Here is a 24584-nt window from a genome sequence, read left to right on the forward strand (position 1 = left end):
ACAGCTACCCCGCGTTTTTCAGCTATCGCCGAATTCAGCCGCCCCTCAGCGACAAGAACTCGTCAATCAGCCGCGCCAGGATCGTTTCTTCATCTTCCTCGCTCAAGCAGAGGAGTTCAGCCACCAGCTTCACCTTGCCGGGATTGACCTTGGTGCGGGGCGTGGGCGTAGGTTGAGGGGCCTCGGTCGGTGCTTCCCAGGGCGGCGTATCGGTCGCGGCAGTTGCCGGCTCGGGTTGGCTGGCTGACGGTGTCGGCGCAGCGGGTGATGGCGCCGCTTCGGCGGGTTCGCTGCGGGCGGGGGCGAGGACTTCGTCCATGTCCTTCTTCGACATCTTTTCGCCGTCCGGCAACTGCTCGATCTGCTCGATCAGCGATTCCGCCTTGGCTTCGTTCTTCCTGGCCAGTTTTTCCAGTTGCACGGCGGCGCCGGTGCTGGAAATCTTCCCGGCATCCAGCAAGGCGGTGACTTTTTCCGACAGGTTGGCGGCGGCGGTGGCCTGGGCCAGCCAGGTCGGGGCGCGGCCGAAGTATTGGGCGGCTTCTTCGGGTGATGCGAAACGTTGGGCGATGGCCTGAATGGCCGTGGCCATGTCGCGCGGTTCGAGCGCCGAGCGGACGCCCAGGCCGATGTTTTCGAAAACCCGCACTTCCAGCGCGTCCTCATCGGTACAGTCGCGGACGATGACCGGCACCTGTGTTTCGCCCGCCTGAATCGCCGCCTGGCGCCGGCGCTCGCCGGCAATGACCGAGTAGCGGTCATCAGCCGCCGGGCGGACGATGATGGGCTGGATGATGCCCAGCTTGCGCACCGCGTTGGTCAGCCCCTTGAGCGCCTCCTCGTTGATGCTTTGGCGGACATGTTCGGGATCGGGATCGAGCAGGGACACATCGACCATCTGGAAGCGGAAGGGACTGTTCTTGAAAGCCATGGCGGGGAGAAAATTCGGGTATAACAGGGGGGCGGCATGTTCGTCGTTTTCACGCCTTTTTACAACCGCCTTGAATCCCAACCTCTGCAATCCTGCGCCATGAATACCGATATCGATTACCAGAACAACCCGCTGCATGGCCTCAGCCTGAAGCAACTGCTGACGGAGATCGTCGATCACTACGGCTTCGACATCCTCTACGCCTACCTGAACATCAATTGCTTCAACAACAATCCCAGCATCGAATCCAGCGTGAAGTTCCTCAAGAAGACGGACTGGGCGCGGGAGAAGGTCGAGGCTTTTTACCTGTACCAGTTCAAGAGCCTGCCGCGCGCGTCGGCCGAGCAGTTCGAGCTGCCGCCCCGGGACCGCATCATTCCCCGCGATCAGCAGCCGGGCGAGCCGGCCGAATTGAGCCTGGAGGATGCCGAGCGCCTGCGTGAAAAACGCGCGCGGAAAGCCGCCGCCCACGACCGCGATGCCGGCCAGCGCAAAGGTCCGGAGCGGCAGCCGGCGAATCGTGCTGCTGCGCCGGACAATGCCGATCCCTGGGCGAAGTGGAGAAAGTCGTGACCCCCGCCGATCTGCAACGGCAACTGGATTTCCTCAAGGAAATCGACCGGCTCAAGAATGTCGTTCGCCTGTCGCCGCTGATCGACCGCTCGCGCCGTGAAAACAGTGCCGAGCATTCCTGGCATCTGGCGCTGTACGCGCTGGTGCTGGCCGAACACGCCGCCGGCTCAGTCGATGTGCTGCGCGTCGTCAAGATGCTGCTGATTCACGACATCGTCGAGATCGACGCTGGCGACGTACCCTTCCACGTCCCGGCGACGCACGCCGGGCAGGCTGAACGCGAACGCCTGGCCGCCGAACGCATCTTCGGCCTGCTGCCGGAAGCGCAGGCGGCCGAGTTCCACGAACTGTGGCTGGAATTCGAGGCGGCAGAGAGCGACGACGCCCGATTCGCCAAAGCGCTGGACCGTTTCCAGCCGATGCTGCACAACGCCGCCACCGACGGCGGCACCTGGGTGGAATGCGCGGTCACGCTCGATCAGATCACCGCCCGCTGCCGCCCACCGATCGAAGCGGGCGCACCGGCGCTATGGGAAGCGGCGGCCGGCATGGCCGAAGCCCACTACCGTACCCGGCCGTCACAGGACTGATCCCGCCAGAGCGGCCAGGCGTTTTGTCGGCTTTGCGACAAGCGAGGCACCAGAACCAAACCGCAATAAATTAGTCGTTAAAATTCAGTTAGTTAAAAACTGGCACCCCCCTTGCTAGACACATTGCAAGGAGATTCCCATGAGCCAGTCCAGCTTCGTCACCATCAACGACACCACCCTGCGCGACGGTGAGCAGTCGGCCGGTGTTGCCTTTTCCCTGGCGGAAAAGCTGGACATCGCCCGCCGCCTCGACGCCATCGGCGTGCCCGAGCTGGAGGTCGGCATTCCGGCCATGGGCGCCGAGGAGCGCGAGTCGGTCCGGGCGGTTGCCGGGCTCGGCCTGAATGCCCGGCTGATGGTGTGGAGCCGCATGCACGCGGCCGACATCGCCGCCAGCGCCAATCTGGGCGCGCACCTGATCGACATTTCGGTGCCGGCGTCCGACCAGCACCTGGCTTACAAACTGAAGCAGGAGCGCGGCTGGCTGCTGCGCGAGCTGCCGCGCTACATCGGTATGGCGCTCGATCTCGGGCTGGAAGTCGGTGTCGGTTGCGAGGATGCCTCGCGCGCCGATCTGGATTTCCTGTGCGCGCTGGCCGCCACCGCCGAACGCGCTGGCGCCCGCCGCCTGCGCTTTGCCGACACGCTGGGCATCCTCGAACCCTTCACCACCTTTGAGCGCATTTCGACCTTGCGCGCCCGTACCGGGCTGGAGATCGAGATGCACGCCCACGACGACCTGGGCCTGGCCACGGCCAACACCCTGGCGGCCTGCAAGGCCGGAGCGACGCACGTCAATACCACGGTCAACGGCCTCGGCGAACGCGCCGGCAATGCGCCGCTGGAAGAAGTCGTGCTCGGGCTGAAGAAGCTGCACGGCATCGACACCGGCGTCGAACTGCGCGCCTTCCCGGCGCTGTCGGCTGCCGTCGCCAGCGCTTCCGGCCGCGCCGTGCCCTGGCAGAAGAGCGTCGTCGGCGCCGGCGCCTTCACCCACGAGGCCGGCATCCATGTCGATGGCCTGCTCAAGCATCCGGACAACTACCAGGGCTTCGACCCGCGCGAAGTCGGTCAGGCACACCGCATCGTGCTCGGCAAGCATTCCGGCTCGCGCGCGGTCCAGGTCGTCTATCGCGAACTCGGCATCGAGCTCGGCGAGAACGAGGCGCAAGCCCTGCTCGCCAGCGTCCGCCATTTTGTCGCCGCCCACAAGCACCCGCCAGAGGCCGCCGATCTGCTCGGCCTGCTGGCTTCTTCCAGGAGTCCGCTCCATGTCTGAAGCGATGACCATGACCGCACCGAATCCTCCCGTACCGAGCCTGTGGGCCACCCTCAAGGAAGACCTGGCATGCGTCTTCGAACGCGACCCGGCCGCCCGCTCGACGCTGGAAGTGCTGACCACCTACCCCGGCGTCCATGCCATCCTCGCCCATCGCCTGGCCCACAAGCTGTGGCGCGGCGGCTGGCGCTACAGCGCCCGCCTGCTGTCCTTCGCCGGCCGCCTGCTGACCAATGTCGACATCCACCCCGGCGCCACCATCGGCCGCCGCTTCTTCATCGACCACGGCGCCTGCGTGGTCATCGGTGAGACGGCGGAGATCGGCGACGACGTCACCCTCTACCACGGCGTCACCCTGGGCGGCACCTCGTGGAACAAGGGCAAGCGCCATCCGACGCTGGCCGACGGCGTGGTCGTCGGCGCCGGCGCCAAGATTCTCGGGCCGATCCGCATCGGCGAGCGCGTCCGCGTCGGCGCCAACTCGGTGGTGGTCAAGGACGTACCGGCCGACCGTACCGTGGTCGGCATTCCCGGCCGCATCGTCGATACGCGCATCGCCCGCCCGGTCGGCAAGGGCATCAACCTCGACCACAACGTCCTGCCCGACCCGGTGGCACGCTCGATTGCCTGCCTGATCGAGCGCATCGACACCCTGGAAAACGAACTCGCCACCCTGCGCCAGGAACCGGCGCCGAATCACGGCGGCGAATGCCAGACCTGCTCGGCCGGCGACCTGTGCTGCGAGAGCGAAGCCATGCACGAGGCGGCGCACTGACATGGACCTGCTCGATTTCTCCGACTGCAAGCTCTATTTCGAGGATCCGCTGCCGGCCGAGGCCGAAGCGCTGATCGCCCGGGCGGCGGCCGAATACGGCGACCCCGACGCCGAAATGTCCTTGCTGCGCGCCAACCTGCTGGCGCCGGACAACCTGACCGTGCTGGTCGGCCTGTACCGCTATTACTTCTACCAGCACCGCCTGGAAGACGCGCTACAGGTGGCCGAGCGGGTCATGCAGCTGTCGGCCCGCCATCTCGGCCTGCCCGACGACTGGCAGAAGATCGGCGACAGCCATCTCGGTTCCGCCGCCGCCAGTTCCTTCGGCCTGCTGCGTTTCTACCTGCTGGCGCTGAAGGCCAGCGCGGTCGTGCTGCTGCGCCTGGGCCGGATCGAGGCCTCGCGCCAGCGCCTGATCAAGCTGGTCGCGCTCGACAGCCGCGACCAGCTCGGCGCCGGAAAACTGCTTGAAGTTGTCGATGAGTTCCAGGGTACCGGGGCGTCGTCCCGGCCCGATTCCGATTTATCCCTTGCCGCAGCCTGAGGAGGCCATCATGGAAGACACACTGAGCCTTGCCGAAGCCATGGAAGAACTGGTTTCCGCCGAAGATTTCCTGGAGTACTTCGAGGTTCCCTACGAACCCTCGGTGGTCCATGTGAATCGCCTGCACATCCTGCAGCGCTTCCACGACTACCTGGCCCGCCAGGCGCCCAACCTGCCGCCGGAAGAAAGCCAGCAGCGCGCCATCTACCGCCTGTGGCTGGAGCGCGCCTACCAGGACTTCGTCGAGTCCGACTCGCTCACCGAAAAGGTGTTCGCGGTCTTCCAGAACCAGGCCAAGCCGGAGGGCGGTTACAGCTCCTTCGTCTCCATCGACAAGATTTTCCGCGACTGAGTCCAGCCCGATGAGCAGACCCAAATGGCAGATCGAGGACAGCGTCCGCCTGATCCGCAACGTCCGTAACGACGGCACCTATCCCGGCCTCGATCCGGGGGCGCCGCTGGTGCGGCGCGGCAGCATCGGCTACGTCGTCGATGTCGGCACCTTCCTGCAGGACCAGATCATCTACTCGGTCAATTTCCTCGACATCGACATGATCGTCGGTTGCCGCGAGGAAGAACTGATCGGCGCCGAAGAGCCGTGGACCCCGTCGCGCTTCGAGTTCCGCGAGAAGGTGCGGATTATTGTCGAACTGCCGGTCGGCAGTGACGCCGTGATTGCCGAAGGCGCCATCGGCGAAATCATCAAGGTCATCCGCGACGCCCCGGGCGGCGTCGCCTATCACACCCACTTTGACAGCCTGCCCGGACGCATCCTGCAGATCCCCGAACGCCTGCTCGAATCCCTCACCCCGGAATGAAGCCATGGAACGCGCCTACCTCGAACTGAAGCTGTCCTGGGAACTCTTCCAGAAAGCCCCCGAAACGCTGAGCCCGCCGGAACGCAACCGGCTCGGCGAAGTCGCCGCGAAGCAGGACAGCATCGAGCAACGCATCCTGTCCAGCGAACAGGCGCGCAATGTCATGGTCCCCGAACCGACCCTGCGCACCCGGATCGCGGAAATCCGCCAGCGCTACCCGGACGAGGAAAGCTTCCTCCAGGACCTGGCCCGCATCGGTCTGGACGCGCATTCGCTGGCCGCCTCGGTCGAGCGCGACCTGCGCGTCGAGGCCGTCCTCGACCGCGTGGTTTCGGCGGTGCCGCCGGTCAGCGAAGTCGATGCCGAAATCTACTACCGCCTGCACCCGGACGCCTTCGACCGGCCCGAGGCCCGTCGCCTGCGCCACATCCTGATCACCGTCAACACGCCCCAGGAAGCCGACCAGGCGCACCGCCTGCTCGACGGTCTGCGCGTTACCCACACCTCACCCGAGAAATTCGCCAAGGCGGCGCTGCGCCATTCGCAGTGCCCCAGCGCGCTGGAAGACGGCCTGCTCGGCGTGGTCCGCCGCAATCAGCTGTTCCCGGAACTCGAAAGCGCGGCATTTGCGCTGGACGAAGGCGAAGTCAGCGAAGTGCTGGCCTCGGAAATGGGGCTGCACATCATCCGTTGCGACGAAATCCTGCCCAGCGGCATGATTCCCTTCGCCGAAGTACGCGCACGCATCGTCGAGCGGCTGACCGAAAAACGGCGTCAGGAAGCCCAGAAACAATGGCTCAAGCAACTGATGTCGGCTCGCCAACTGGCGTAAGACTGTCCGGAAAATCGCCTTCGACGCGGTTGCGCCCGGCCGCCTTGGCCCGGTACAGCGCCCGGTCGGCACGCAGCAGGGGCTGATCGGGCGAATCGTCGCCGACATCCAGCAAGGTGGCGCCGATGCTGACCGTGAACGGAATGGTGCCGAACGAGGTCGTCGCCGGTTCGTTCTCGATATTGCGCCGCAGGCGCTCCGCCGCCACCAGCGCATCCTCGGGGCTGCTGCCGGGTAACAGGACGGCAAATTCCTCGCCGCCGACCCGCCCCGGCAGATCGACGCGGCGCAACGAACGGCGCAACACCTCGGCAAAGTGACGCAGGACCTCGTCGCCGGCCGCATGCCCCCAGGTATCGTTAACCTGCTTGAACCAGTCAAGATCGACCATCAGCAGGGCCGACGCGACGCCCGTCCGCTGCCAGCGGCGGATCTCGGCCTCGAGTTGTGCGATGAAATGCCGCCGGTTGGCCAGTCCGGTCAAGGTGTCGGTGCTGGCCAGCCAGGTCAGCGCCGCTTCCTTCTCCTTCAACTCGCTGATGTCGTGGAAAACCACCACGGCACCCGTGCAGACAGCCCCTTCCCGGATCGGCGACACCGTCATCTGCACCGGGAAACAGCTGCCGTCGCGCCGGCACAGGTTTTCTTCCAGTGTTCTCGCCTGCCCGTCGGCCAGCGTCAGGGCAATCGGACAGGCGGATTCGTCATACGGCGAACCATCGGGACGCTGCGCATGAATCAAGGCGTGGAGGTTGTTGCCGATCACTTCCTCCGGGGCATACCCCAGCATCTTCTGGGCGGCGGGATTGATGAAGGTCGCCACATGCGCGCGGTCGACACCGAAGATTCCCTCGCCGGCCGCCATCAGCAGAACCTCGTTCTGGTGCGAGAGTTCCTTGACGCGCGCCGTCTGCTCAAGCAACTGGTTGTGCCATTCGCGACGCGACAGATTGACCAGGAACAGCACCAGCAACTGGGTCACCAGATAGGCGAACACCAGGTTGAAAAACGCTTTTTTCTTGAATTCGTCGCTGGCCGCGATCATTGCGCCGACATCCTGCCAGATCAGCACCGAACCGATCGGCGGCCGGGCCGGGTCCTGCAGCCCCGGATAGTCGCGCAGCGGAAAACGGATCAACTGGAAGCGTTGTCCCTGGTGATCGACCAGATCGTTGCGGAACACGCCGGCGTAGTCGGGCAATGCCTTCTCGGCCATCCAGTCGGCCAGTTCGCCACGCGACGCCGCCAGCAGGTAACAGCAGGCGCCGGGCTGGTCGCCGGGTGCCGGCGGGCGGTAGCTTTCCCACATCGCCGAGGTCACTGAGGCAGGATCCAGCAGGACGCCGAAGCCGACGGCGGTGCGCTCGCTCAAACGCTCGATGTAGCCGTCGAAGGCCATGCCGACTTCCATGACGCCAAGCAGGGCACGCGTATCGCCCGGACGGACCTCGCTGTCGAAGATCGGCGCCGCCCCGCGAATGCCAGCGTAGGCGCGCCCCGTCTCGAAACCGCTGGCCGCCGACCGCTTGCGCTCGACATCGCGCAGCAGCCAGCGCAAACCGGCCAGCGAATCGCCATGCTCGGTCGGTGCATGAAAGCGCAGGAAGGACAGGCTGCCCGGCAAGACGAACTGCATCTGGCGGATTCCCAGTTCCTTCTGCATGTAGGACCAGTGCTGGCGCAAATGCAGGTAAAGCTGGCGCCGCAGGAGATCGGCCTGCTCGCCGCCGCTGCCGTTGCCCTCGCCTTCGACCGTGGCGCCGGCTGCCCTGAGCAGGCGGATGACTTCCGGATCGGCGGCGACCATGCCGGCCAGGGCCATCATCTGCTGTTCCAGTTCGCCCTGCGACAATTCATAGGCCGTCTTCAGGCGCAGCGCCTCGCTTTCCAGGCTGGCCTGCAGACGGACATCCACCAGGCGCGCACCGAACTGCGCCACGCCGGCAAAAATCGCCATCAGCAACAGACTGGCCAGCACTAGAATGGCGCGGTAGGACATGCCTCCCTCTCAGCGGATCGGTATTTTCCTCACTTAAATTATAGGCAAGGCATTTCTTGCCAATGTTGATATTTATTCCCTGAACATTTACCAGGACGGCGTTTCCACCGCAGCCGGCGGTGGCGGCGGTTCGGGCAACCACACACCGCTGGCGGCAAACACGGCGGCCAGCGCGATCACCAGGGCCACCACGAGCGCCAACGCACCGCCGCCCCGGGCCGGTTCGCCCTGATCGACTTCCTTCCAGCCGCGCACCATCGGTTTGACCAGATTGTCCTTCTTCACATGCGCGTAGAACATGATCGCCGCCAGGTGCAGCACGATCAGGGCGATCAGCACGTCGACCGAAAGACGGTGCCAACCGGTGGCCAGGTTGCTCAGGTCACGCCCGACCAGATCGTACAGCGGCCCGACGAAGGCGATGTCGTCGTTGGCCACCAGGCCGGTCAGCAACTGGAAGATCAGCACGCCGAGCAGGGCGAACACCGAAAAGGCGCCAAGCGGGTTATGCCCCGGGGCCTGCCAGCCGCCCTTGAGATAGGTCGCGATCTTGGCCGGCGTCGGGAAAAACTGGCAAAAACGCGCGTACGTCGAGCCGACGATACCCCAGACCAGGCGGAAAACGACCAGGCCGAGCACCAGCAGGCCGATCTTGCCATGCCAGTCGATGAGGTTGCCGCCGACCTTGCCGGTCACCACCAGACCGACGACGGCACCGACCAATAGCCAGTGAAACAATCGGGTGGGCAGATCCCAGACCAGAATTCTTTTTTTGCTGTTCATCCTGAAACTCCTTGTCTAACGAAAAGGGCGCCTCGCGGCGCCCCGTTCTGTTTCCTGTCAGGCAGGCACCTTACTGCTTGGTGCGATAGTCGTCGTGACAGGCCTTGCAGGTGCCGCCCAGCTTGCCGAAGGCGTCCTTGACGGCGGCAGCGTCGCCGCTGGCGGCAACCTTGGCCAGTTCGTTGGCCGCGGCGTTGAAGTCGCCGGCGATCTTGCCGACCTTGGGGCCATCGGTGAACAGCGCCGGCTTGACGCGGGTATCGGCCCAGCCCTTACCCTTGTCGCTGCCCGGAACGTAGAGCGCGCCCATGCCGGAATTGGCGATGGCCTGGATCACGTTGGCCGCCTTGGCGACGTCATCCTTGTTGTAGGTGCCGTCGATATTGGCCTTGATCCGGCTCATGCTCCAGCCCATCGTGGCATAGGCCGACTGACGCCACTTGATGGCATCCTCGACCTTGACCTGGGCGTGTGCGCCGGCAGCCAGCGTCGTTGCGAGAAGAGCGAGTACGATTTTCGATTTCATGACTGGGATTCTCCGTTGTTGTTGAACGAAAAAATTATAGCTTTCTTATATGACGGGCTGCGCCCGATCACCTGATCGATATTCACCCAATCAGTGAACAAAATCGAACGATAGTCAAACGGCAAATACGTGCTTGACCCGCAAAGCCGGGGCACCTGCCTCAATCTGCAGCAGACGGGCGATGTTCGGATGTTTTCCGGGATTGGCGCGTTCGTCCTCGGTATGTTCGGCGAAGATTTCCAGGCCCTTCTTCGCGGCTTCGACATTGATCGAACCATAGGTCTGGGCGAGGTGGTTGTAGACGGTGAGCGACCCCTGGCTGCCGGCCTTGTTCTCGATCGTGGCGACGACATTGCCGTCGGCGTCGAGCAGGTTGAGGGCGGCGAGATGGGAGATGCCGGGGAGCTTCTTCAGGTTTTCCGCGAAGGACATGTCTTTCTCCATGAAAAAGGCCGATCCGCAGCGCGAATCGGCCTGTCGGGGTCGTTGGTGTCAGATGCGCTTGGCCAGTTCGGCGGCCTTGCCGGTGTAATCCCACGGCGTCAGCTTCAGCAGTTCGGCCTTGGCGGCTTCCGGGATATCCAGCGTGGATACGAAGGCCTGCATGCCTTCACGCGAAACGCGGGTGCCGCGGGTCAGTTCCTTGAGCTTTTCGTAGGCATTGGGCACGGCGTAGCGGCGCATCACGGTCTGGATCGGCTCGGCCAGCAGTTCCCAGTTGGCGTCGAGGTCGGCGTGCATCAGGTCGGCGTTGATTTCCAGCTTGCCCAGGCCCTTCAGCAGCGAGTCGTAGCCGAGCAGGGTGTAGCCGAGGCCGACGCCCATGTTGCGCAGCACCGTCGAATCGGTCAGGTCGCGCTGCCAGCGCGAGATCGGGAGCTTTTCGGCGAGGTGCTTCAAGACGGCGTTGGCCAGGCCGAGGTTACCTTCGGAGTTTTCGAAGTCGATCGGATTGACCTTGTGCGGCATGGTCGACGAACCGATTTCACCGGCCTTGACCTTCTGCTTGAAGAAACCGAGCGAGATGTAGCCCCAGACGTCGCGGTCGAGATCGACCAGGATGCTGTTGGCGCGGGCGAAGGCGTCGAACAGCTCGGCCAGTGCGTCGTGCGGCTCGATCTGGATGGTGTAGGGGTTGAAGGTCAGGCCGAGCGACTCGACGAAACGCCTGGCAAAGCCTTCCCAGTCGTAGCCGGGGTAAGCAGCGAGGTGGGCGTTGTAGTTGCCGACGGCACCGTTGATCTTGCCGAGCAGTTCGACCTGGGCGATGCGGGCGCGGGCGCGCTGCAGGCGGTAGGCGACGTTGGCCATTTCCTTGCCCATCGTCGACGGCGTCGCCGGCTGGCCGTGCGTGCGGCTCATCATCGGGATCTCGGCGTAGGCATGGGCCAGTTCGCGCAGTTTCTCGATGACCTTGTCCAGCGTCGGCAGCATGGCCTGCTGGCGGGCGCCCTGGCACATCAGCGCGTGCGACAGGTTGTTGATGTCTTCGGAAGTGCAGGCGAAATGGATGAATTCGCTGACCTTGACCACTTCGGCGTTGCCCTTGGTCTTGTCCTTGATCCAGTACTCGAGCGCCTTGACGTCGTGATTGGTGGTCGCTTCGATGGCCTTGACCTCGGCCGCCTGAACCGGCCCGAAGTTGGCGACCAGGGCGTCCAATTCGGCGACGGTGGCCGGCGAAAAGGCGGCGATCTCGGTGAAATGCGGCTCGGCGGCAAGCGCCTTGAGCCATTCGATCTCGACCTTGAGGCGGGCGCGGATCAGGCCGAATTCGGAGAAGTGCTCGCGCAGGGCGTCGACCTTGCCGGCGTAGCGGCCGTCGAGCGGGGAAATGGCGGTCAGGGGATTGAAGTCCATAAAAACATCCTTATCGTTAAGGGCGTGATTTTACCCGCCCGACCACGGGCTACGCCATACGCTATAATTGGCATCCCCAATCCAAGAGCAAGCGATGAAGCTGATCGGCACCCATACCAGCCCCTACGTCCGCAAGGTCCGGATCGTCCTGGCTGAAAAAAAGATGGAATACGATTTCGTGATCGATTCGCCCCGTCAGGCAGGCAGCACCGTGCCCGACATCAATCCGCTGGGTCGCATTCCGGCGTTGCTGCTCGACGACGACACCCCGCTGTTCGACTCGCGGGTGATTGTCGAGCATATCGACAACATCACGCCGAACAACAAGTTGCTGCCGGCGCCCAACCGTGAGCGCACCGAGGTCAAGCGCTGGGAAGCCGTCGCCGACGGCCTCAACGACGCAGCCGTCAGCGCCGTCATGGAAGGCCTGCGCCCGAAAAAGGAACAGAGCGCCGACTGGATCGCCCGCCAGCGCGACGTGATCACGCGGACGCTGCGCTTCATGGAAACGCATCTGGGCGAAAAGAACTTCTGCATGGGCACCCATTTCTCGCTGGCCGACATCGCCGTCGGCACGGCGCTCGGCTACCTGTGCCTGCGCTTCCCCGACATCGCCTGGCAGGAAAGCCACCCTAACCTGGCCCGCCTGTACGACAAGCTGATGCAGCGCCAGTCGTTCATCGACACCGTCCCTCAGGCCTGAGCATCCACCGCTTCGAACTTGCCGGCCCGTTCGCGGTCAACCCTGACATCAACAAGCCAGGGAGGCCCATGAACCCGATCCTGAAATCCTTGAGCATCGCACTCGGTGAACGTGATGCCGGGACCCGACAACACTCGGATCGCGTCATCGAACTGGCGCGGGCGCTGGGCGCGCATATCGAACTGAGCGCCGGCGAACTGGAAATCCTGTGCCTGGGCGCCTGCCTGCACGACATCGGCAAGATCGGCATTCCCGACCGCATCCTGCTCAAGCCAGGCAGTTTTTCCCCGGAAGAACGCGAGGCCATGCACGAGCATTCGCTGATCGGCGAACGCATCGTCAAGGCCATCGACGATGAACGCAGCGACGAACTATCGGCAATCGTCCGCCATCATCACGAAAACTTCGACGGCTCCGGCTACCCCGACGCCCTGTGCGGCACCGCGATCCCGTTACCTGCCCGCATCGTCTCGCTGGCGGACAATTACGATGCAATGGCCGCCTGCCGCCCCTACCATCCGGGACGGCCGCACAGCGAAATTATCGACCTGATGTCCGGGGCCGATGCCGAAAAATTCGACCCCGACCTCCTGCACGCCTTCCGCCACGTCATCGAGCACTCGCCGATGCGCGTTGCCTGACGACGACTAGCGGATCACCCCGCCGCCGAGGCAGACCCGGCTTTCGTAAAGCACCACCGACTGGCCGGGCGTCAGCGCCCACTGCGGCTCGGCGAAGCGGATCGTACATGTCTCGCCATCGACCGCCTCGACATGGCAGGGCTGGTCGGCCGTGCGATAACGCGGCTTGGCGGTGTATACCCAGTGGGTGTGCGGCGCCCCTCCGGACACCCAGCTCAGCTGCTCGGCGAGCAGATCGTCGCGCAGCAGTGCCGGGTGATCGTGGCCCTGGACAACGTAGAGCACGTTTTTCTCCATGTCCTTGCCGGCGACGAACCAGGCGTCGTGATCGCCACCGCCGGGCTGGCCCTTCTCCTTCAAACCGCCGATGTGCAGGCCTTTACGCTGGCCGATGGTGTGGTACATCAGGCCGTCGTGACTACCCAGCACCTTGCCGTCGTCGAGGCGGCGTATTTCGCCCTGCTTGGGCGGCAGGTAGCGGCTGAGGAAGTCCTTGAACGGGCGCTCGCCGATGAAGCAGATGCCGGTCGAGTCCTTCTTGGTGGCAACGTGCAGGCCTTCGCTTTCGGCGATCTTGCGCACTTCGCGCTTGTACAGGTCGGCCAGCGGGAACAGCGTCTTCGACAGCTGCGCCTGGTTCAGCCGGTAGAGGAAGTAGCTCTGGTCCTTGGTCCCGTCCTCGGCCTTGAGCAACTGGTATTCGCCGTTGAACTCGCGCACGCCGGCGTAGTGGCCGGTGGCGATCTTTTCGGCGCCCAGTTGCATGGCGTGATCGAGGAAAGCCTTGAACTTGATTTCCGAGTTGCACAGGATGTCCGGATTCGGGGTGCGCCCGGCCTGGTATTCGCGCAGGAACTCGGCGAACACGCGGTCACGGTACTCGGCGGCGAAATTGACCACCTCGACGTCGATGCCGATGACGTCGGCGACGCTCATCACGTCGATCAGGTCCTGACGCGTCGAGCAGTATTCGTCGTTGTCGTCGTCTTCCCAGTTCTTCATGAACAGGCCGATCACCTTCCAGCCCTGGCGCTTCAACAGCAGCGCCGCGACCGACGAATCGACACCGCCCGACAATCCTACTACCACGGTTCCCTTAGACATCGGGCCCAGCCCCTTTCTTCCATTCGTCCAGCGGCAGGATCACCGCCGGCTCTCCGTTGTTCACAAACCAGCTATCGACGACGTAACGTCCGCCGTCGCTCGCTTCGATGACCGCCGACCAGTGGTTGGCGATCAGCCCCAGAAAATATCGCGCCTGCGGTTCCAGCACCCTATGCCAGCGCAGCCATTTGCGCTCGTCCAGCAACTGCAGCAGGCGGGTGGTCGAAGTCGAGTGATCGATGCAATCCATCCTGCCCGCCACGTAGCCATCCGCGTGATTGCCGGCGCGGTCGTTGGCGATCGCCGACTGCTCGCCGCCCCATCGATACAACCGTCCTACGACCTCGGCCAGGACATCGCGTTCCCCCGGCGCATCGGCGGCGGCAAGCAGCAAGCGCCGGATTTCGTCCATCTGCGCGGCGGAGTAGACGATCTCTGCCTGGGCGACGCAACTGTAACCGTGACAGACGGCCACCCGTGCCTCGCCGGCCACCGCCGGCAGCACGAAAAAGGCCAGCAGCACGAACAGCCGACGCATCAGTCGTAATGCACCAGCAGATCGAGCGGATGCCGCTTGCCGGCCAGCCAGTCCTCGCAACAGCGCAGGATCAGCGGGCTGCGATGGCGCGCCTGCGTGGCCCGGACTTCGTCGAGGGTCAGCCAGCAGGCGCCGACGATACCGTCGTCGAGCTGGCGACCGGCGTCGTAGCCGCGCAATTCGCCGGTAAAGGCAAAACGCAGGTAGGTGACATCCTTGGCCGGATGCCGCCAGTGATACACACCGACCAGATGCGTCGGCTTGAAGTGGTAGGCCGTTTCCTCGAGCGTTTCGCGGATCACCGCATCGACCAGCGCTTCGCCTTGTTCGAGGTGACCGGCCGGCTGATTGAAGGCCAGCCCGGTTTCGGTTTCCTCCTCGACCAGCAGGAATTTCCCGTCGCGGAAAACCACGGCGGCGACAGTCACGTTCGGCTTCCAGATCATCGGTGGCATCTTGTGCAAAAGCATTATTTTAACCGCTGATTTCGGCTAAAATCGTCCGCTTTCAAGAGAGCATCACGGAGATTCCCACCATGTCCATGTCGGATCGCGACGGTTTCATTTGGCAGGATGGCAAGCTCGTGCCCTGGCGCGAAGCGACCACCCACGTCCTCACCCACTCCCTGCACTACGGCATGGGCGTCTTCGAGGGCGTACGCGCCTACAAGACCGAATCCGGCACCGCGATCTTCCGGCTCAAGGAACACACCGAGCGCCTGTTCCGCTCGGCGCACATCTTCCAGATGCAGATGCCGTACTCGCAGGAAGAACTGAACGAGGCGCAGAAGGAAGTCATCCGCGCCAACAAGCTCGAATCCGGCTACCTGCGCCCGCTCGCCTTCTACGGCTCGGAAAAGATGGGCGTTTCGCCCAAGGGCGCCAAGGTGCACGTGATCATCGCCGCCTGGCCGTGGGGCGCCTACCTCGGCGAGGAAGGCCTGCAGCGCGGCATCCGCATCAAGACCTCGTCCTACACCCGTCACCACGTGAACATCACCATGGTCCGCGCCAAGGCCTCGGGTAACTACATGAACTCGATCCTGGCCAACAACGAGGCCACCGCCGACGGCTACGACGAAGCCCTGCTGCTCGATCCGGAAGGCTATGCCTGCGAAGGCGCCGGCGAGAATCTGTTCATCGTCAAGAACGGCAAGCTGTACACGCCGGACCTGACCGCCTGCCTGGAAGGCATCACCCGCGCCACGGTCATGCAACTGGCCGGCGAACTGGGCATCGAAGTCGTCGAGAAGCGCATCACCCGCGACGAAGTCTATTGCGCCGACGAGGCTTTCTTCACCGGCACCGCCGCCGAAGTGACGCCGATCCGCGAACTCGACAACCGCCAGATCGGCCCCGGCCACCGCGGCCCGATCACCAAGGCGCTGCAGGAAAAGTACTTCGACGTGGTCTATGGCCGCTCGGCCGCCCACGCCGACTGGCTGGCCCACGTCTGATCGGTATCCCGGGGAGAAAACGATGTCCGACAACAAGACCGTCGAAGTCACCGCGTCCGACCTGCCGCTGCATTGCCCGCAGCCGGGTTCGGCCCTGTGGAGCCAGCATCCGCGCGTCTTCCTCGACGTGCTGAAGACCGGCGAAGTCGTCTGCCCCTACTGCAGCACGAAGTATGTCTTCACCGGTGAAGCGCCCAAGGGCCATCACTGACACAGGGACGGCGGGCACAACACCCGCCGTTTTCACATGAAGAAAGCCCTCATCGTCGCCCCCTCGTGGATCGGCGACACGATCATGGCGCAACCGCTGTTCGCACGGCTGGCCGAGCGCCATCCCGGCCTGCAGATCGACGCCCTGGCACCGCGCTGGGTGGCACCGGTGCTGCGCCGCATGGACGAGATCGCCGACATCGTCGACAGCCCCTTCGGCCACGGCCAGCTCTCGCTCAAGGCGCGCTGGCGGCTGGCCCGCGAACTGGCAGTGCGCGATTACGACGCCGTCTGGGTCCTGCCCAACTCGCTGAAGTCGGCGCTGGTCCCGTTTCTCGCCGGCATTCCACAACGCGTCGGTTTCACCGGCGAGTCGCGCTACGGCCTGATCAACGTCCGCCACACGCTCGACAAGGCGGCCCTGCCGCTGATGCTCGAACGCTTCATGCAACTGGCCGAGACGCCCGGCACCCCGTTGCAGCGGCCGCTCGCCCATCCGCGCCTGCGCTCGACCGCCGCCGACCAGGCACGCACGCTCGGTGAACTCGGCATTGAACGTCCGCCCCGGGTCGTCGCCTTCTGTCCCGGCGCCGAGTACGGCCCGGCCAAGCGCTGGCCGGCCGCGCATTTCGCCGAACTGGCGAGAACCCTGGCCGGGCGTGGCTACGCCGTGTGGCTGTTCGGCTCGCCCAAGGATCACGCGGTCGCCGAGGAAATCGCCACGCTGGCCCCCGGCTGCTGCCGCAACCTGTGCGGCGCGACCCGCCTCGACCAGGCAGTGGACCTGCTCGCCTTGGCCGATTTCGTCGTCTGCAACGATTCCGGGCTGATGCACGTCGCCGCCGCCGTCGACCGGCCCATCGTCGCCCTCTACGGCTCGTCGTCGCCCGGCTTCACGCCGCCGCTGTCCGACCGGGCCGACATTCTCAGCCTGAAACTCGACTGCAGCCCCTGCTTCAAGCGCGACTGCCCGCTCGGCCACCTCGATTGCCTGAACCGGCTTACCCCCGCGCAAGTTGCCGCCGCCTGCGAGAAATGGATACCCGCATGAGCCAGCCGATCACCTTCGCTTCGCCCGACGACCTGGAAATTGCCTTCTACGACGCCCTGACCGGCGGCGATGCCGACCTGTTGATGCACTACTGGTGCGAGGACGACGAAACCCTGTGCGTGCATCCGACCGGAGTGCGCCTGACCGGTATCGTGCCGATCCGCGAAAGCTGGCGCAGCATCTTCGCCAACGCCCGTCTGCGTATCCAGCCCGAGCGCATCGCTCATTGGCAGGGCACGGTGATGGCGGTCCATCACCTGACCGAAATCCTGTTTGTCGGCGACGACCCGTCGCCGCACGGGCCGCTGCACGTCACTCACGTCTATGTCCGCGGTGCCCACGGCTGGCGCCTGGCCAGCCGCCACGCCTCGGCTGCCGACGACGGCCACCAGGCGATGGCCGACGCCGTGCCGCACACGCTGCATTGAGCACTCACCCGCCCCCGTATCACGCGCCCTCGTGGCTGCCCGGCGGCCACCTGCAGACGCTGTGGCCGCTGCTGATCAAGCCGCGCCCGCTGCCGTTGCGCCGCGAGCGCTGGCCGACGCCGGACGGCGATTTCATCGACGTCGATTTTCTCGATGCGCCGGACGACGCACCGACGCTGGTGCTTTTCCACGGCCTCGAAGGCAGTTCGCACAGCCACTACGCGATCTCGACCGCGCACGCCTGCCGGGCCGCCGGCTGGCGCCTGGTGCTGCCGCATTTCCGCGGCTGTTCGGGCGAACTCAACCGGCAACCGCGCGCCTACCATTCCGGCGACAGCGACGAGATCGACTGGATCCTGCGCCGTGTCCAGGCCGGGCGCGGCGGCCGGCGACTGCACGCGGCCGGCGTCTCGCTCGGCGGCAACGCACTGCTCAAGTGGGCCGGCGAACACGGCACAGCCGCCGCCGAGGTGGTCACCGGCGTCGCCGCGATGTGCGCGCCGCTCGACCTCGCCGCCTGCGGCCACCACCTGGCGCGCGGTTTCAACCGCGTCTATACCCGGCACTTCCTGGGTACGCTGAAAGCCGTCTCGGCCGAGCGCCTGCGCCGCTTCCCCGGCATTTTCGACGAAACCCGGATGCGCCACGCCGCCAACCTGTGGCAGTTCGACGACGCGGTCACCGGCCCGGTGCACGGCTTTGCCGGCGCCGACGATTACTGGCGGCGCTGCTCGGCCAAGCCCTTCCTGAAATCGATTGCCGTCCCGGCACTGGCGGTCAATCCGAAGAACGACCCCTTCCTGCCGGCCCGCTTCTTGCCCGGCGCCGCCGATGTGGCCGCCTGCGTCCGCCTTGAACAACCGGCCGACGGCGGTCACGTCGGCTTTGTCGGCGGCAGCTTCCCCGGACGGCTGGACTGGCTCCCGCAAAGGCTTTTACACTTCTTCCTTTTCGAAACGTCATAAGCGCCCATCATGAGCCAACCTCTTCCCGCAGAAATCTTCAAGGCCTACGACATCCGTGGGATCGTCAACAAATCGCTGACCGCCGATGTCGTCCGTCAAGTCGGCCAGGCACTCGGCACGCTGGCGCTCGAACAGGGCCAGACGGCCATCGCCGTCGGTCGCGACGGTCGCCTGTCGGGACCGGAACTGGCCGGTGCGCTGATGGACGGCATCATGGCCGCCGGCTGTGAAGCCATCGACGTCGGCTGCGTGCCGACCCCGCTGACCTACTTCGCCGCCTACGAACTCGGTTGCAATTCCTGCGTCTCGGTCACCGGCAGCCACAACCCGCCGGACTACAACGGCCTGAAGATGGTCATCGCCGGCACGACGCTGGCGCTCGACGCGATCCAGGACCTGAAACGGCGCATCGAGGCCGGCCAGGTACGCAGCGGCCAGGGCAGCAAGCGCAGCGCCGATGTCGTTGCCGCCTACATCGACAAGATCGTCGGCGACGTCAAGCTGGCGCGGCCGCTGAAGATCGTCATGGATTGCGGCAACGGGGTCGCCGGCGCGGTCGCACCGGAGCTGTTCAAGCGCCTGGGTTGCGAAATCGTGCCGCTGTATTGCGAGGTTGACGGCAACTTCCCCAACCACCACCCCGATCCGTCCAAGCCGGAAAACCTGGCCGACGTGGTCCAGGCGCTCAAGGACACCGACGCCGAAATCGGCATCGCCTTCGACGGCGACGGCGACCGCCTCGGCGTCGTCACCAAGGACGGCGAGATCATCTTCCCCGACCGCCAGCTGATGCTGTTCGCCGCCGACGTGCTGTCGCGCGTGCCGGGCGGCACCATCATCTACGATGTCAAATGCACGCGCCTGCTGGCCCCGTGGATCAAGCAGCACGGCGGCACGCCGCTGATGTGGAATACCGGCCACGCGCTGGTCAAGGCCAAGCTCAAGGAAACCGGCGCCCCGCTGGCCGGCGAGATGTCCGGCCATACCTTCTTCAAGGAACGCTGGTACGGCTTCGACGACGGCCTGTACACCGGCGCCCGCCTGCTCGAAATCCTGAGCCGTTCGGCCGACGTCAATGCCCCGCTGAAAGCCCTGCCGAATTCGCCGTCAACCCCGGAACTGAACATCAAGATGGCCGAAGGCGAACCCTTCGCCCTCATCGACAAGCTCAAGGCCGAAGGGCGCTTCGACGGCGCCGACGAGATCATCACCATCGACGGCGTACGCGTAGAATACGAGGATGGTTTCGGCCTGGCCCGGCCGTCGAACACGACGCCGGTGGTCGTGCTGCGCTTCGAGGCGGACAACGCCGAAGCACTGGTGCGCATCCAGGCCGGGTTCCGGCAGGCGCTGAACGCCGTCTGGCCGGGGATACAACTGCCGTTCTAAGGAGATTTCGTGAGCGACGCCGCCGACCAGCTTTTTCTCGGACGCCAACCCATTCTTGACCGCGACCAGCGGCTCCACGCTTACGAACTCCTCTTCCGCAACGGCAGCGGCAACGCCGCCGTCGTCACCGACGGCGTCGCGGCAACCGCCACGGTCATCGCCAATGCCTTCAGCGAACTTGGCGTCGAAGCGGCCCTCGGCAACTGCCGGGGCTTCATCAACGTCGACGAGGAATTCCTGTTCAGCGACATGCTGGAACTGCTGCCGCGCCAGTCGGTGGTACTGGAAATCCTCGAAACCGTTCCGCCCAGCGAAGCCGTCGTCGACCGCTGCCGGATGTTGAAGGCCGCCGGCTTCACGCTGGCGCTCGATGACGTCATCCAGCTGGCGCCGGAATACGCGGAACTGCTCTCGCTGGTGGAGATCGTCAAGGTCGACATCCAGCCGCTCAGCCGTATCGAACTGATGCAACTGGCGATGAAGCTGAAACCGAGCGGCAAGATCCTGCTCGCCGAAAAGGTCGACTCCCGGGAACAGATGGAACAATGCATGAAGCTCGGCTTCTCGCTGTTCCAGGGCTATTACTTCGCCAAGCCGACCATCATCGCCGGCCGCAAGCTCGACCATTCCCAGCTTTCGCTGATGAAGCTGATGGGCCTGCTGCTGTCGGACGCCGATACCGGCGCGATTGAACAGGCGCTGAAGCCCGAGCCCGGCCTGACCATGAACCTGCTGCGCATGACCAATTCGGTCGGCAGCGGCACTACCGAAACGATCACTTCGCTGGGCCACGCCATCGCCGTGCTCGGCCGGCGCCAGTTGCAACGCTGGCTGCAACTCCTGCTGTTCGCCTCCGGCAGCCAGAACGGCACCGCCAGCCCCTTGCTGCAACTGGCAGCAACCCGCGGCCGCCTGATGGAACTGCTGGCCGCCGAAGTCGAACCGGCCAGCCCGGCTTTCGCCGACAAGGCCTTCATGGTCGGCATCATGTCGCTGATGCCGGTGCTGGTCGGCCAGCCGATCCGCGAGATCGTCGCCCCGCTCGGCCTCGGCGACGATGTCAAAGGCGCGCTGTGCGACGACACCGGCCCGCTGGCCGACCTGCTCAGCCTGGCCGAGTGCAGCGAGAGCGGCGACCTGTCGCGCCTGGCCAACTGCTTTGCCCGCCTGCCGGCCATCGGCCCCAAGGCCCTCAACCGGGCACAGACCGGCGCCCTGCAATGGGCCAACAGCCTGACCCAGGAAAAATCCGCTTGAGGCTACGGTTACACAAGCAGCGACAAGACAACACAGACGCCGTCAGGATGCTGCGGCACAATGGCAGCCTGTTTTCCCAAGCCTTTCAGCCACGATGAATCACTTTCACGCCCGCAACAACTTCGTCCGCCCGCCGCAAACCCTGTTCGGGCGGATCGTTGCCTTCATCCTGACCGGCGTACTGATCGTACTGGCGCTGATGTTTTCGCTGGTGGCGCTGGCCGTGGCCGCCGTCGGCGGCTTGCTCTTCGCCGGCTGGTTCTGGTGGAAGACCCGCGCCCTGCGCAAGGCCATGCGCGAAGCCGCGCCGATGCCGGGCCAGACCGGCGGCGGCGATTTCATCGACGGGGAATGCGTCCGGGAAATCCCGGACGACCGTTTGCTGCGCTGAACGCTCAGCGCAGCTTGGGATTCAGCGAACCGCGGTTGTAATCCTTGTCGCCCGGCATCACGTAGCGGCCGACACCGCCGACCATGATGCCCTGCGACTCGATGGGACGCGTCTTGTTTTCCGGGTATTCGGCGGCGATCTTCTGCGCCTCGGCCGCCTTGGCCTGATCGACGTACTCCCAGCGACCGTTCGGAAAGAGGCGGACCGCCTGACCATCTGCAGTCACAGCCTCTACCGGCGTCCGGTCGAGTTCGGCAGCCAGCGCCGGCCCGGCGGCCAGCGCGGCGATCAGCAGCAGGCGCTTCACAGCCTGCCCTCGACCCAGGACTTGACCGACGCCAGCGCCGCCGGCAGGTTTTCCGGCTGCGTACCGCCAGCCTGCGCCATGTCCGGACGCCCGCCGCCCTTGCCGCCGACCTGCTGGGCGACCTGGTTGACCAGTTCGCCGGCCTTGACCTTGCCGGTCAGGTCGGCAGTGACGCCGGCAATCAGCGTCACCTTGCCGTCGGCCACCGAGGCCAGCAGGATCGCCGCCGACTTGAGTTTGTCCTTGAGCTTGTCCATGGTTTCGCGCAGCGTCGCCACGTCGGCGCCGTCGAGGGTCGCCGCCAGCACCTTGGCGCCCTTGACCTCGACCGCTGCGGCGGCCAGGTCGTCGCCCTGCGAGGCGGCCAGCTTGGACTTCAGACGGGCCAGTTCCTTTTCCAGCGAACGGACGTTGTCGAGCATGCCGGCGATGCGCTCGGCGATATCGTCCGGCTGCGTCTTCAACAGCGCCGAAATGCCGGCGACGCGGGTCGCCTGCTCCTGGACATAAGCCAGCGCATTGGTCCCGGTGACCGCTTCGACGCGGCGCACACCGGCGGCGACGCCGGCTTCGGAGACGATCTTGAACAGGCCGATGTCGCCGCTGCGGGCGACGTGGGTGCCGCCGCACAATTCCTTGGAGGAACCGATGGCGACGACGCGCACTTCATCACCGTACTTTTCACCGAAAAGCATCATCGCGCCGGATTTCTGCGCGTCTTCGAGGCCCATGACGCGGCTGTCGGTGGCGGCGTTGGCGAGGATCTCGGCATTGACGATTTCCTCGACCTCGCGGATTTCCTCGGCAGTCATCGGTGAATTGTGGGCGAAGTCGAAACGGGTCTTGTCCGGATCGACCTGCGAGCCCTTCTGCTGGACATGGCCGCCGAGCACTTCGCGCAACGCCTTGTGCATCAGGTGGGTGACCGAATGGTTGCGGGCGGTGGCGGCGCGGGCGCCGGCATCGACCCGGGCGCCGACTTCCTGGCCGACCGCCAGCTTGCCGGTCTTGAGGATGCCGTGGTGGCCAAACACGGCGGCCTGGATCTTCAGCGTGTCTTCGACCGCGAAGATGCCGCCAACGCCCTTGAGTTCGCCACGGTCGCCGCACTGGCCGCCGGATTCGGCGTAGAACGGGGTGTGGTCGAGGACGACGACACCGAGATCGCCTTCGTGCAGCTCATCGACCGCCGCACCGTCCTTGTACAGCGCCAGCACCTTGCCGCGCGCCTCGAGCGACTCGTAGCCGTGGAAAGTCGTTTCCGTACCGGCGTATTCCAGATTGGTAGCCATCTTGAACTTGCCGGCAGCACGCGCCTGTTCCTTCTGGCGGGCCATGGCGGCGTCGAAGGCGGCGCCGTCAACGGTGACGTTGCGCTCGCGGCAGATGTCGGCGGTCAGGTCGAGCGGGAAGCCGTAGGTATCGTGCAGTTTGAACGCGGTTTCGCCGTTGAAGACGGTGACGCCCTTGGCGGCCATCGCAGCGAGTTCGCCTTCGAGGATTTCCATGCCGTTCTCGATCGTCGCGAAGAAGCGGTCTTCTTCCTGCTTCAGCGTGGCGACGATCTTGGCCTGGTTTTCCTTGAGTTCAGGATAGGCCTCGCCCATCTCGCCGACCAGATCGGGGACGATGCGGTGGAAGAAGGCGGCGCGGGCGCCGAGCTTGTAGCCGTGGCGGATGGCGCGGCGAATGATGCGGCGCAGCACGTAGCCACGGCCTTCATTGCCCGGGATGACGCCATCGGCGATCAGGAAGGAGCAGGCACGGACATGGTCGGCAAGCACCTTGAGCGACGGCGAATTCATGTCGGCGTCGCTGGTTTCGCGGGCAGCGGCGGCGATCAGTGCCTGGAACAGGTCGATTTCGTAGTTGGCATGCACGCCCTGCAACACGGCGGAGATGCGCTCCAGGCCCATGCCGGTATCGACCGACGGCTTGGGCAGCGGATGCATGACGCCCTGCTCGTCGCGGTTGAACTGCATGAAGACGTTGTTCCAGATTTCGATGAAGCGGTCGCCGTCTTCTTCCGGCGATCCCGGGGGGCCACCCCAGTGCTGCGGGCCGTGGTCGTAGAAGATTTCCGTGCACGGGCCGCAGGGGCCGGTGTCGCCCATCATCCAGAAGTTGTCGGAGGCGTAGCGGGCGCCCTTGTTGTCGCCGATGCGCACGATCTTCTCGGCCGGCACGCCGACTTCCTTGTGCCAGATGTCGTAGGCCTCGTCGTCCTCGGCGTACACCGTGACCATCAGCTTGTCCTTGGGCAGCTTGTAGACCTCGGTCAGCAGTTCCCAGGCGTACTTGATCGCGTCGCGCTTGAAGTAGTCGCCGAAGCTGAAGTTGCCGAGCATCTCGAAGAAGGTGTGGTGGCGGGCGGTGTAGCCGACGTTTTCGAGGTCGTTGTGCTTGCCGCCGGCACGCACGCATTTCTGCGAGGTCGTCGCACGGTTGTACGGGCGCTTGTCGAAACCGAGGAAGACGTCCTTGAACTGGTTCATGCCGGCGTTGGTGAACAGCAGCGTCGGATCGTCGTGCGGCACCAGCGAACTGGAGGAGACGATCTGGTGGCCCTTGGCGGCAAAGAAGTCGAGGAATTTCTGGCGGATTTCGGCGCTTTTCATGAACGATCTGCCCCTT

Annotated in this window: 29 protein-coding genes; 18 read left to right on the forward strand and 11 right to left on the reverse strand. The window is 64.9% G+C overall.

Features of this window, described 5'->3' with window-relative positions:
- Positions 1-34 precede the first annotated feature (34 nt).
- Positions 35-931 (reverse strand): ParB/RepB/Spo0J family partition protein, encoded by an 897-nt coding sequence (locus Q0799_RS07540; RefSeq protein WP_298396530.1) that lies wholly within the window; start codon positions 929-931, stop codon positions 35-37.
- Between the two features lie 99 nt (positions 932-1030).
- Between Q0799_RS07540 and Q0799_RS07545 the strand changes: the two genes are divergently transcribed.
- The 8 genes from Q0799_RS07545 to nifM all read left to right on the forward strand — a co-directional run bounded on the left by Q0799_RS07545 (position 1031) and on the right by nifM (position 6342).
- Complete coding sequence (locus tag Q0799_RS07545; RefSeq protein ID WP_298396533.1) at positions 1031-1504, forward strand: VF530 family DNA-binding protein; 474 nt, start codon at positions 1031-1033, stop codon at positions 1502-1504.
- Positions 1501-2094, forward strand: a complete 594-nt coding sequence (locus tag Q0799_RS07550; RefSeq protein WP_298396536.1) for an HD family hydrolase — start codon at positions 1501-1503, stop codon at positions 2092-2094. Before Q0799_RS07545 ends, Q0799_RS07550 begins: the two co-directional genes overlap by 4 nt.
- A gap of 139 nt (positions 2095-2233) precedes the next feature.
- Positions 2234-3373 (forward strand): homocitrate synthase, encoded by a 1140-nt coding sequence (gene nifV / locus Q0799_RS07555; protein WP_298396540.1) that lies wholly within the window; start codon positions 2234-2236, stop codon positions 3371-3373.
- A 40-nt stretch (positions 3374-3413) separates the two neighbouring features.
- Positions 3414-4148: a serine O-acetyltransferase gene (gene cysE, locus Q0799_RS07560; RefSeq protein ID WP_298396908.1), complete on the forward strand. Its 735-nt coding sequence runs from the start codon at positions 3414-3416 to the stop codon at positions 4146-4148.
- A 1-nt stretch (position 4149) separates the two neighbouring features.
- Positions 4150-4692 (forward strand): hypothetical protein, encoded by a 543-nt coding sequence (locus tag Q0799_RS07565; RefSeq protein WP_298396544.1) that lies wholly within the window; start codon positions 4150-4152, stop codon positions 4690-4692.
- Between the two features lie 10 nt (positions 4693-4702).
- On the forward strand, positions 4703-5044 hold the full coding sequence (locus Q0799_RS07570; protein ID WP_298396547.1) for a nitrogenase-stabilizing/protective protein NifW: 342 nt from the start codon (positions 4703-4705) through the stop codon (positions 5042-5044).
- A gap of 10 nt (positions 5045-5054) precedes the next feature.
- Positions 5055-5510 (forward strand): nitrogen fixation protein NifZ, encoded by a 456-nt coding sequence (locus tag Q0799_RS07575; protein ID WP_298396550.1) that lies wholly within the window; start codon positions 5055-5057, stop codon positions 5508-5510.
- A 4-nt stretch (positions 5511-5514) separates the two neighbouring features.
- Positions 5515-6342, forward strand: coding sequence for a nitrogen fixation protein NifM (gene nifM, locus Q0799_RS07580; protein WP_298396554.1), 828 nt, complete (start codon positions 5515-5517; stop codon positions 6340-6342).
- Here nifM and Q0799_RS07585 read toward each other — a convergent pair.
- The 5 genes from Q0799_RS07585 to purB all read right to left on the reverse strand — a co-directional run bounded on the left by Q0799_RS07585 (position 6308) and on the right by purB (position 11510).
- Complete coding sequence (locus tag Q0799_RS07585) at positions 6308-8341, reverse strand: diguanylate cyclase (protein WP_298396557.1); 2034 nt, start codon at positions 8339-8341, stop codon at positions 6308-6310. The two genes, nifM and Q0799_RS07585, sit on opposite strands and share 35 nt — an antisense overlap.
- An 87-nt stretch (positions 8342-8428) precedes the next feature.
- Complete coding sequence (locus Q0799_RS07590; protein WP_298396560.1) at positions 8429-9124, reverse strand: cytochrome b/b6 domain-containing protein; 696 nt, start codon at positions 9122-9124, stop codon at positions 8429-8431.
- A 70-nt stretch (positions 9125-9194) separates the two neighbouring features.
- The gene (locus Q0799_RS07595; protein WP_298396563.1) at positions 9195-9650 is read right to left on the reverse strand and encodes a cytochrome c; all 456 of its coding nucleotides are present in this window, start codon (positions 9648-9650) and stop codon (positions 9195-9197) included.
- A 114-nt stretch (positions 9651-9764) separates the two neighbouring features.
- Positions 9765-10082 carry a DUF2322 family protein gene (locus Q0799_RS07600; RefSeq protein ID WP_298396565.1) on the reverse strand — a complete coding sequence of 106 codons (318 nt, stop codon included), beginning with the start codon at positions 10080-10082 and terminating at the stop codon, positions 9765-9767.
- 60 nt (positions 10083-10142) lie between these two features.
- A complete protein-coding gene (gene purB / locus Q0799_RS07605; protein WP_298396568.1) occupies positions 10143-11510 on the reverse strand; it encodes an adenylosuccinate lyase in 1368 nt (455 codons plus the stop codon).
- Positions 11511-11604: 94 nt separating this feature from the next.
- Here purB and Q0799_RS07610 point away from each other — a divergent pair, with 94 nt between their 5' ends.
- Together Q0799_RS07610 and Q0799_RS07615 are read left to right on the forward strand one after the other, a co-directional pair.
- A complete protein-coding gene (locus Q0799_RS07610) occupies positions 11605-12213 on the forward strand; it encodes a glutathione S-transferase N-terminal domain-containing protein (RefSeq protein WP_298396570.1) in 609 nt (202 codons plus the stop codon).
- 68 nt (positions 12214-12281) lie between these two features.
- Positions 12282-12854, forward strand: coding sequence for an HD domain-containing phosphohydrolase (locus tag Q0799_RS07615; protein ID WP_298396573.1), 573 nt, complete (start codon positions 12282-12284; stop codon positions 12852-12854).
- 6 nt (positions 12855-12860) lie between these two features.
- Here the strand turns inward: Q0799_RS07615 and mnmA are convergent, their stop codons facing one another.
- The 3 genes from mnmA to Q0799_RS07630 are packed head-to-tail and all read right to left on the reverse strand — an operon-like array spanning position 12861 to position 14951.
- Positions 12861-13958 carry a tRNA 2-thiouridine(34) synthase MnmA gene (gene mnmA, locus Q0799_RS07620; RefSeq protein ID WP_298396576.1) on the reverse strand — a complete coding sequence of 366 codons (1098 nt, stop codon included), beginning with the start codon at positions 13956-13958 and terminating at the stop codon, positions 12861-12863.
- Complete coding sequence (locus Q0799_RS07625) at positions 13951-14496, reverse strand: hypothetical protein (protein WP_298396579.1); 546 nt, start codon at positions 14494-14496, stop codon at positions 13951-13953. The genes mnmA and Q0799_RS07625 overlap by 8 nt, the downstream gene beginning before the upstream one ends.
- The gene (locus Q0799_RS07630; protein WP_298396911.1) at positions 14496-14951 is read right to left on the reverse strand and encodes an NUDIX hydrolase; all 456 of its coding nucleotides are present in this window, start codon (positions 14949-14951) and stop codon (positions 14496-14498) included. Before Q0799_RS07630 ends, Q0799_RS07625 begins: the two co-directional genes overlap by 1 nt.
- An 80-nt stretch (positions 14952-15031) precedes the next feature.
- Here Q0799_RS07630 and Q0799_RS07635 point away from each other — a divergent pair, with 80 nt between their 5' ends.
- The 8 genes from Q0799_RS07635 to Q0799_RS07670 all read left to right on the forward strand — a co-directional run bounded on the left by Q0799_RS07635 (position 15032) and on the right by Q0799_RS07670 (position 21643).
- Positions 15032-15952, forward strand: a complete 921-nt coding sequence (locus Q0799_RS07635) for a branched-chain amino acid transaminase (RefSeq protein ID WP_028996203.1) — start codon at positions 15032-15034, stop codon at positions 15950-15952.
- A 22-nt stretch (positions 15953-15974) separates the two neighbouring features.
- Positions 15975-16163: a zinc-finger domain-containing protein gene (locus Q0799_RS07640; protein ID WP_298396583.1), complete on the forward strand. Its 189-nt coding sequence runs from the start codon at positions 15975-15977 to the stop codon at positions 16161-16163.
- Between the two features lie 36 nt (positions 16164-16199).
- Positions 16200-17213 carry a lipopolysaccharide heptosyltransferase II gene (gene waaF, locus Q0799_RS07645; protein ID WP_298396586.1) on the forward strand — a complete coding sequence of 338 codons (1014 nt, stop codon included), beginning with the start codon at positions 16200-16202 and terminating at the stop codon, positions 17211-17213.
- Positions 17210-17641, forward strand: a complete 432-nt coding sequence (locus Q0799_RS07650) for a nuclear transport factor 2 family protein (protein ID WP_298396590.1) — start codon at positions 17210-17212, stop codon at positions 17639-17641. Before waaF ends, Q0799_RS07650 begins: the two co-directional genes overlap by 4 nt.
- Positions 17638-18606 (forward strand): alpha/beta fold hydrolase, encoded by a 969-nt coding sequence (locus Q0799_RS07655; protein WP_298396593.1) that lies wholly within the window; start codon positions 17638-17640, stop codon positions 18604-18606. The genes Q0799_RS07650 and Q0799_RS07655 overlap by 4 nt, the downstream gene beginning before the upstream one ends.
- Before the next feature lie 9 nt (positions 18607-18615).
- Entirely contained in the window at positions 18616-19995 is a 1380-nt protein-coding gene (locus Q0799_RS07660; RefSeq protein WP_298396596.1) for a phosphomannomutase/phosphoglucomutase, read from the forward strand.
- Positions 19996-20004: 9 nt separating this feature from the next.
- Positions 20005-21252: an EAL domain-containing protein gene (locus Q0799_RS07665; RefSeq protein WP_298396598.1), complete on the forward strand. Its 1248-nt coding sequence runs from the start codon at positions 20005-20007 to the stop codon at positions 21250-21252.
- Positions 21253-21346: 94 nt separating this feature from the next.
- Positions 21347-21643 (forward strand): hypothetical protein, encoded by a 297-nt coding sequence (locus tag Q0799_RS07670; protein ID WP_298396600.1) that lies wholly within the window; start codon positions 21347-21349, stop codon positions 21641-21643.
- Positions 21644-21647: 4 nt separating this feature from the next.
- On the opposite strand, the gene Q0799_RS07675 is transcribed toward Q0799_RS07670, so the two are convergent.
- On the reverse strand, positions 21648-21950 hold the full coding sequence (locus Q0799_RS07675) for a hypothetical protein (protein ID WP_298396603.1): 303 nt from the start codon (positions 21948-21950) through the stop codon (positions 21648-21650).
- Complete coding sequence (gene alaS, locus Q0799_RS07680) at positions 21947-24568, reverse strand: alanine--tRNA ligase (RefSeq protein ID WP_298396606.1); 2622 nt, start codon at positions 24566-24568, stop codon at positions 21947-21949. Before alaS ends, Q0799_RS07675 begins: the two co-directional genes overlap by 4 nt.
- Positions 24569-24584 lie beyond the last annotated feature (16 nt).

The organism is uncultured Azonexus sp. (assembly GCF_937982035.1).
GTDB lineage: Bacteria > Pseudomonadota > Gammaproteobacteria > Burkholderiales > Rhodocyclaceae > Azonexus.

Coding starts and splice junctions, on each gene's coding strand:
- Q0799_RS07610 (WP_298396570.1), top strand. CDS start 11,605: ATGAAGCTGATCGGCACCCATACCAGCCCCTACGTCCGCAAGGTCCGG.
- waaF (WP_298396586.1), top strand. CDS start 16,200: ATGAAGAAAGCCCTCATCGTCGCCCCCTCGTGGATCGGCGACACGATC.
- Q0799_RS07565 (WP_298396544.1), top strand. CDS start 4,150: ATGGACCTGCTCGATTTCTCCGACTGCAAGCTCTATTTCGAGGATCCG.
- Q0799_RS07660 (WP_298396596.1), top strand. CDS start 18,616: ATGAGCCAACCTCTTCCCGCAGAAATCTTCAAGGCCTACGACATCCGT.
- Q0799_RS07670 (WP_298396600.1), top strand. CDS start 21,347: ATGAATCACTTTCACGCCCGCAACAACTTCGTCCGCCCGCCGCAAACC.
- Q0799_RS07630 (WP_298396911.1), bottom strand. CDS start 14,951: ATGCCACCGATGATCTGGAAGCCGAACGTGACTGTCGCCGCCGTGGTT.
- Q0799_RS07570 (WP_298396547.1), top strand. CDS start 4,703: ATGGAAGACACACTGAGCCTTGCCGAAGCCATGGAAGAACTGGTTTCC.
- Q0799_RS07545 (WP_298396533.1), top strand. CDS start 1,031: ATGAATACCGATATCGATTACCAGAACAACCCGCTGCATGGCCTCAGC.
- Q0799_RS07575 (WP_298396550.1), top strand. CDS start 5,055: ATGAGCAGACCCAAATGGCAGATCGAGGACAGCGTCCGCCTGATCCGC.
- nifV (WP_298396540.1), top strand. CDS start 2,234: ATGAGCCAGTCCAGCTTCGTCACCATCAACGACACCACCCTGCGCGAC.
- Q0799_RS07600 (WP_298396565.1), bottom strand. CDS start 10,082: ATGTCCTTCGCGGAAAACCTGAAGAAGCTCCCCGGCATCTCCCATCTC.
- Q0799_RS07640 (WP_298396583.1), top strand. CDS start 15,975: ATGTCCGACAACAAGACCGTCGAAGTCACCGCGTCCGACCTGCCGCTG.
- mnmA (WP_298396576.1), bottom strand. CDS start 13,958: ATGTCTAAGGGAACCGTGGTAGTAGGATTGTCGGGCGGTGTCGATTCG.
- nifM (WP_298396554.1), top strand. CDS start 5,515: ATGGAACGCGCCTACCTCGAACTGAAGCTGTCCTGGGAACTCTTCCAG.
- Q0799_RS07595 (WP_298396563.1), bottom strand. CDS start 9,650: ATGAAATCGAAAATCGTACTCGCTCTTCTCGCAACGACGCTGGCTGCC.
- Q0799_RS07615 (WP_298396573.1), top strand. CDS start 12,282: ATGAACCCGATCCTGAAATCCTTGAGCATCGCACTCGGTGAACGTGAT.
- Q0799_RS07625 (WP_298396579.1), bottom strand. CDS start 14,496: ATGCGTCGGCTGTTCGTGCTGCTGGCCTTTTTCGTGCTGCCGGCGGTG.
- Q0799_RS07540 (WP_298396530.1), bottom strand. CDS start 931: ATGGCTTTCAAGAACAGTCCCTTCCGCTTCCAGATGGTCGATGTGTCC.
- purB (WP_298396568.1), bottom strand. CDS start 11,510: ATGGACTTCAATCCCCTGACCGCCATTTCCCCGCTCGACGGCCGCTAC.
- alaS (WP_298396606.1), bottom strand. CDS start 24,568: ATGAAAAGCGCCGAAATCCGCCAGAAATTCCTCGACTTCTTTGCCGCC.
- Q0799_RS07635 (WP_028996203.1), top strand. CDS start 15,032: ATGTCCATGTCGGATCGCGACGGTTTCATTTGGCAGGATGGCAAGCTC.
- Q0799_RS07585 (WP_298396557.1), bottom strand. CDS start 8,341: ATGTCCTACCGCGCCATTCTAGTGCTGGCCAGTCTGTTGCTGATGGCG.
- Q0799_RS07650 (WP_298396590.1), top strand. CDS start 17,210: ATGAGCCAGCCGATCACCTTCGCTTCGCCCGACGACCTGGAAATTGCC.
- Q0799_RS07590 (WP_298396560.1), bottom strand. CDS start 9,124: ATGAACAGCAAAAAAAGAATTCTGGTCTGGGATCTGCCCACCCGATTG.